At 72.3% G+C, this 2863-nt stretch carries 2 protein-coding genes; both read right to left on the reverse strand.

Translation table 11 applies throughout. The annotated features are described in order from the left end of the window. The coding region (locus tag AC6EI8_RS25755) for a MaoC/PaaZ C-terminal domain-containing protein (RefSeq protein WP_498383296.1) at positions 1 to 779 on the reverse strand (779 nt) is incomplete at its 3' end. Continuing rightward, a partial coding sequence (locus AC6EI8_RS25760) for a D-(-)-3-hydroxybutyrate oligomer hydrolase (protein WP_498383297.1) occupies positions 776 to 2863 on the reverse strand: 2088 nt, incomplete at its 5' end. The genes AC6EI8_RS25760 and AC6EI8_RS25755, both read right to left, overlap by 4 nt.

A 2863-nucleotide genomic window follows, 5' to 3' on the forward strand; every position in this document is an offset into this window, starting at 1 on the left:
CCGCGGCGCCGGGCCAGCGCCGCGTCCGTGTAGAGCGGATTGGCGTCCTCGCTCAGCGCCACGTACTCGTCGATGTCCGCTGCCTCGAAGGCGCGCTCCGCGTCGGCCTGCTGCCCGGGCCGCAGGTGGTACAGCGCCGTGTCGCCGGCGATCGCCGCGTCGGCACCCGCCACCAGCGGCCCGGTCAGCGCGGCGGCATCGGGATCGAGCAGCAGTTCCGCCTCGCCGCTGGCCGTGACCGGCGCCTCATGAGCAGGCAGCGAGGCCGAAAAGGTGGCCGACAACGGTGCCGATTCCCGGGCCGGAAGTGCGGCCGAAACTGGGGCGGAAAGTGGGGCTGACAGCGGGGCCGAAAGTGTGGCCGACGGCGGAGCCCCCAGCGCGCGGCCGCCGCGCTGCACGCAGCGGATCGCGGTGCGCAGCGCGATCCGTCCGGCCGCGCCCTCCCCCGGCACCAGTTCCGCCACCACGCCGTCGCCGACGTAGGTGGGCTGCGGAAACATCAGCGTCTGCGCCAGCGGCAGCACCGGCCCCGCTCGCCCTCGCTGCATCTGCGCGCACAGCAGCGAGAACAGCAGCATGCCGTGCGCGACGGTCGCACCGAAATGCGTGCCGCGCGCAAACGCGGGATCGCAGTGGATCGGATTGTCGTCGCGCGACAGGCGCGCGAAGCGGTCGAAGTCGTGCTGCGTCAGCACGCGGATCGGGGCGGCCGCGGCGGGCGTGGTAGGTGCGGCGCCCACCGCGGGCCCGGCGGTCTGCTGGATGGCCGTCGTCACTGCGGTACCTCGACGATGCCCCCGACGACCTCGATGCGGTCGCCGGCGGCGGGGTTGGCGGCAAAGCCGGGAACGTTGGACGGCTGGATCGCCGGCGCCGGCGAGTTCGGCGTGCCCCCGCGCGGCACCGTGCGCACCACCTGCGACGGCGGCAGCGGCGTGCCGCTGCGCAGATGGTCGTACATCGCGTCGAGCGCGCGGTTCAGGTACAGATGCAGCGGCACGTAGCGATTGCCATAGCCGGGCACCAGCGCATTGAAGGCGTCGAAGTGCTGGGCGTTGGTCACCTCGACATACGACAGCCGGCTGGCCGCGCCCTCGCGCTGCCGGTTCAGGCCCAGGTACGGGCGCGAGGTGTGGTTGACCGGCAGCAGCGCATCGTCGCGGCCGTGCACGATCAGCGCCGGCTTGCCGCGCAGGTTGCCGTTGCGCAGCGTCAGGCGCTGGCCCACCTGCAGCGCGAGGGCCTGCGGCGAGTTGCCGGTCACCAGGTCGCGCAGGCAGCGCGCGCCGGCGGTGTTGGCGTCGTCTACCGGCGAGCCGGGCGAGCGCGACAGCAGGTCGCGGCGCGGACCGCGCGGGTCCAGGTCGTTGATCAGCTGCACGCCCGACGACGGCGGCACGCCATTGCCGGTGGAGAACATGTTGGCCATCTGCGCCTGGGTCACCGGCGCGGGTTCGAACGCCGCGTTGATGCCGCTGAAGCTGTAGCCGCACAGCCGGTCGGTCACGCTGGCGCGCGACAGCGCATTGGCATAGGTCACCGACACCGCGCTGGCCACCTCGAAGAAGCCCAGCGAGGCGTGCAGCACCGACGATTCGGGCTCCCAGCCATAGTCGCGCAGCGCCTGCTGGGCGCTGGCCGCCTGTTCCGCCAGCGTCGCGCCCTTGACGATGCCGGCGCTGGCGAGCGCGGCGCAGCGGTTGGCCGGAATGGCGCCCAGCGTCGCGTAGAAACCGACCGCCGGCGCCTGCGCGTTGGCCGGGTCCTGCGCCGCGCACAGCTGCAGCAGGTTGGCCATCGTCGTGTAGTCGTACAGCGTGCGGCCGTTCACCGCGACCGGCGTGCCGCCGCGCCGCACCGTGATGCCGGCATCTTGCGGCATGTTCAGGTTCGGCTCGCTGACCGCGACGCCGTCAATCAGGCCCTGCACGTCGGCCTCGGCCGCGGCGACCGCCGCGCCGCCGCCATTGGACAGGCTCGAGGCGATCACCAGCAGCTTGTCCTTGTCGATGGTGCGGCGGCGCTGGCCGTCGCGCACCTCGCCATGGCGGTCGTTGATTGCCCAGATGCCGAATTCGATCGCCTGCAGCGTGAACAGGCCCCAGTCCTTCTCGGGATTGCGCTGCGAATGCGCATGCTTGAAGGCCAGCCGATGCGGCGCCGCGGCGTTGAAGGCGGCGCGCGCGCTGTCGTCGATCGGCGCGGCGAAATGCGCCTCGCGGCCTGCCGCGGCGCGGCTGGTGCGGGTGCCGTCGATCAGCGCGACGGTGTCGTTGCCCAGATCGTGCGGCGCCGCGCCGGTGCCCTTGTCGGTATAGGCGACCGCGCAGCCGCGCTTCAAGCCCCATTCGCCGGTCGAGATGCCGCCGTAGACGCCGCGCGAGCCGGACGACGTGGCGGTGATCAGGCAAGGCCGCGCGGGATCGAAGCTGGCCGGGATCTGCACCATCATCGTGACGTTCTGCCGGCCGCTGCCATCGTCGGCATAGGCCAGGTACTCGACGCCGGGGATCTTGCCCTGGCCGCCGGTCACGGTGCCCTGCGCATCGACATTGGGCCCGTACAGCGTGCCGTAGCCGCCGGCGGCGCTGACATCGACCAGCGCCGTGTAGTTGCTCCAGATCGCATAGCGACGCAGCTCGGTTCGCGTCGGCGCATTCGGATCGGCCGGCAGCGGCGCGGTGCCTGCCAGTCCGTCCTTGCCGAGCCCGGCGGTCAGCAGGTCGTCGGCGCTGCCGTCGTACTCATGCACGGTCAGCGAACTGATATAGGCCGGGCGCTGGTTGACCGGAGCGCCACGGTCGTCGTCATCGTCGGAGCCGCATGCGACCAGCGCCATGCAGGCCAGCGGCACCGCGAG

This window comes from Cupriavidus sp. R6-3 (assembly GCF_059772245.1).